3 protein-coding genes are annotated in these 3,850 nt (G+C 63.9%); 1 reads left to right on the plus strand and 2 read right to left on the minus strand.

The genetic code is table 11. The features are described 5' to 3' along the window. Together EN780_RS29235 and EN780_RS29240 are read right to left on the minus strand one after the other, a co-directional pair. On the minus strand, positions 1-451 hold a 451-nt coding region (locus EN780_RS29235; RefSeq protein ID WP_133372758.1), incomplete at its 3' end, for a DMT family transporter. Between the two features lie 83 nt (positions 452-534). After that, positions 535-1,815 (minus strand): amidohydrolase family protein, encoded by a 1,281-nt coding sequence (locus EN780_RS29240; RefSeq protein WP_128276028.1) that lies wholly within the window; start codon positions 1,813-1,815, stop codon positions 535-537. Between the two features lie 183 nt (positions 1,816-1,998). On the opposite strand from EN780_RS29240, the gene EN780_RS29245 reads away from it, so the two are divergent. Further along, positions 1,999-3,753 carry an ABC transporter ATP-binding protein gene (locus EN780_RS29245; RefSeq protein WP_128276029.1) on the plus strand — a complete coding sequence of 585 codons (1,755 nt, stop codon included), beginning with the start codon at positions 1,999-2,001 and terminating at the stop codon, positions 3,751-3,753. Positions 3,754-3,850: the final 97 nt, after the last annotated feature.

The following is a 3,850-nucleotide window of genomic DNA, read 5'->3' on the forward strand; positions in this document are numbered from 1 at the left end:
GCTGCAGGATGATGAGCACGCCGCAGAAGCCGACCAGGATCGCCAGCCATCGCCGCCAGCCGACCTTCTCGCCGAGCAGCAGGTGCGACAGCGCCGCGACATAGATCGGGCCGGCCATGTAGAAGCTCATCACGTCGGCGAGCGGCAAATAGACGACCGCGGCGTAGAAGAACCCGGTATCGAGCGTGGTCGCCACGACGCGCAGGACCTGCAGCATCGGCCGGTCGAGACTGAACAGCTTGCCCGCGCCCTGGTTGGCGATCATCGGACCGAGCACGATGAAGGCGCCGATCGAGCGGATCAGCACCACCTGACCGACGGAGAAGGAGGCGACCAGCCATTTGCCCATCGCGTCGTTCAGCGCGAACATGAAATCGCCGGCCAGCATCAGGAGGATGCCGGCGAGAAGCATGTTCTTGATCGTAAAGCCACGGGCGAAAGACTGAGCCATGGCGGGCGTCCTAGCTTCAAGCCGGGGATTTGACGAGCAAAATCCCGGCAATCCGTAAGACCAGCGACGAAAATCGGCTGGTTCTAGCTCGATTTATGCCTTCGGTTGACATTTTGCGGCCTGCCCGCGATCGACAGGCGCGTTTCCTGCTTTGTCCGCTCCGCCACCACCTTGCCCCGGGCGATGACGCAGAGCCGTTCGGCGCGCAGGCGCACCGCCTCGATCGGATTGCCGGCATCGAGGACGACGAGGCTGGCGCGCTTGCCGACGGCCAGCCCGAGGTGGTCGAGGCCCATGATGGCGGCGTTGACGTTGGTGACCATGTCGAAACAGCGCGCCATGTCGGCCGGGCTCGACATCTGGGCGACATGCAGGCCCATGAAGGCGACGTCGAGCATGTCGGCGGTGCCCAGCGAATACCAGGGGTCGAGCACGCAGTCCTGGCCCCAGCCGACGAGGATGCCGAGCGCCAGCATCTCCTTCACCCGGGTCAGGCCGCGTCGCTTGGGGAACGTGTCGTGGCGGCCCTGCAGCATGATGTTGATCAGCGGATTGGGGATCGCCGCCACGCCGGCCTCGGCGATCAGCGGCAACAGCTTGGAGACGTAGTAATTGTCCATCGAATGCATGGAGGTGAGGTGCGAGCCGGCCACCCTGCCCTGCAGGCCGAGCCGCTCGGTCTCATAGGCAAGCTGCTCGATGTGGCGCGACAGCGGATCGTCGGTCTCGTCGCAGTGCAGGTCGACCATGAGGCCGCGTTTGGCGGCGATTTCGCAGAGCTCGGTTACTGAGCGCGTGCCGTCGGCCATGGTGCGCTCGAAATGCGGGATGCCGCCGACAATGTCGACGCCGAGGTCGAGCGCGCGGATGGTGTTTTGACGCGCCGTCGGCGAGCGGTAGAGCCCGTCCTGCGGGAAGGCGACGAGCTGCAGGTCGATATAGGGCGCGACGGTCGTCTTGACCTCGAGCAGCGCCTCGACCGCCAGCAGCCGGTCGTCGCAGACATCGACATGGGTGCGGATGGCAAGCAGCCCCATCGACACCGCCCAGTCGCAATAGGCGAGCGCCCGCTCGCGCACCGCCTCATGCGTCAGCAGCGGCTTAAGTTCGCCCCACAGCGCGATGCCTTCGAGCAGCGTGCCGGAAGCATTGATGCGCGGAATGCCGTAGGAGAGCGTGGCGTCCATATGGAAATGTGGATCGACGAAGGGCGGCGAGACCAGATTGCCACGCGCGTCGATCACCGTGCCCGCGGCGGCGGTCAGTTCGGGCTCGATCGCGGCGATCGTCTCGCCGGCGATGCCGATGTCGGCAACCCTTCCGTCCGGCAGCTTGCCGCCGCGCACGATCAGGTCGAAATCCATCTTCCGTCATCCCCTTGGTAGAATCAGCGCCATCCTGGCGCAAAAGAGGGTCTGCCGCAGCCGTTTCGTTCCGCAAGTGCGAAAGGTTCCATCCGGCGGCAACTCGCTCTATAAGCCGCCTCTCGCCCTCGTGGCGAATCCGAAATTCGCTCAGAGACTCCAGCCAGGCACGGGATCAGCCGTTTGTTTCGTTTCTTCCGTTCGTCGGAAAACCAGAGCCTCATCGCGAGGTTGGTGAGGGAATCCTTTCACCAACACAAGTTCGGCTATGGCGCGGCCATAGTTTCGATGCTGGTGGTGGCCGCCACGACCGCCGCCAGCGCCTGGATCCTCAGCGTAATCACCAATGAATTCGTGATCTACAAGAGAGTCGAACGCGTCAACTGGATTGCCTTTGCAGTCGCCGCAATCTTCATCGCCAAGGGCATCGCCAACTTCGTCCAGGCCTATTTCATGAGCCGGGTCGGCAACGCCATCATCGCCGACCGCCAGCGCAAGATCTATGACCGGATCCTGGCGCAAGGCATCGAGTTCTACCATTCGACGTCGTCATCCGACCTGATCACGCGCATGACCAACAACGCGCAGGCCGCACGCAGCGTCCTCGACCTCGTCGTCACATCCTATGTGCGGGACCTGGTGACCTTGATTGCCTTGGTGGCCGTCATGGTCTGGAAGCAACCGGCGTTGTCCCTGATCTGCTTCGTCGTCGGGCCGGTCGCGATCTACGGCGTCAACCGCATCCTGAAGCGCATCCGCAAGATTGCGTCGATGGAATTCCGCTCGCTCGGCCAGATCGTGCATGTGATGCAGGAGACGGCGATCGGGGTGCGTGTCGTCAAATCCTTCAACCTCGAAGGCGCGATGCGCAAGCGCATGTACAAGGCGGTCTCCGACGTCGAGAACCGCGCCAACAACATCGCCACACTGGAAGCCGCCACCAGTCCGGTGATGGAAACGCTTGCCGGACTGGCGATCGCCGGTGCGATCTTTGTGAGCGGTTTCCTGGTTTTGCAGGGCGGTCAGATGCCGGGCAACATCATGGCCTTCATCGGGGCACTGCTGCTGGCCTATGAACCGGCCAAGCGTCTGGCACGCGTGCGCATTTCGCTTGAGACCGGGATCGTCGGCGTGCGCATGATGTTCCAACTCGCCGATCGGCCGCTGACACTTGCCGAAAAGCCGGACGCCACACCGCTGCGACCGGGGTCCGGCGAGATTAGGTTCGAAGACGTAACTTTCGCCTATCCCGAGAGCGCGCCGGTCTTCAAAGACTTGAACCTCACCCTGGCGCCCGGCAAGATGACGGCGCTGGTCGGGCCATCGGGCGGCGGCAAGTCGACGATCCTCAATCTGATCATGCGCATGTACGACCCGCAGAGCGGCAAGGTGGCGTTCGACGGCCAGGACATCTCGCATGCCACGCTCGCCTCGCTCAGGCAGAAGATCGCCTATGTCAGTCAGGACACGTTCCTGTTCGCCGGCACCGTCATGCACAACATCCGCCTCGGCCGTCAGGATGCGACCGAAGCGGAGGTGATCGCCGCCGCCAAGGCCGCCAACGCCCATGACTTCATCAGCGCCATGGCCAAGGGCTACGAGACAGAGGTAGGTGAGAACGGCTCGCTACTGTCCGGCGGCCAGCGCCAGCGCATCTCGATCGCGCGCGCCATGCTGCGCAATGCCGAAATCCTGCTGCTCGACGAGGCGACCAGCGCGCTCGATGCCGAGTCGGAAGCGCTGTTCCGCGACGCGCTGCAGCAGCTCACGGTCGGGCGCACAACCATCGTCATCGCGCACCGGCTGTCGACCGTGCATCAGGCCGACACGATCGTGGTGCTGGAGAACGGCAAGGTGCAGGAAAGCGGCCCGCACAAGACCCTGCTCAAGCAGGGCGGGCTGTATCAGAAGCTTTATGAATATCAGCTGATGCCGTGAGCTTACCCTCCCCCTTGTGGGAAGGGTCGCGGCGAAGCAGCGGGGCGGGGGTCGGCGCCGCCCCCCACCCGGACCTTCGGTCCGACCTCCCCACAAG

Origin of the sequence: Mesorhizobium sp. M4B.F.Ca.ET.089.01.1.1 (assembly GCF_004022605.1) — a bacterium.
Lineage (GTDB): Bacteria > Pseudomonadota > Alphaproteobacteria > Rhizobiales > Rhizobiaceae > Mesorhizobium > Mesorhizobium abyssinicae.

Coding starts and splice junctions, on each gene's coding strand:
- EN780_RS29240 (WP_128276028.1), bottom strand. CDS start 1,815: ATGGATTTCGACCTGATCGTGCGCGGCGGCAAGCTGCCGGACGGAAGG.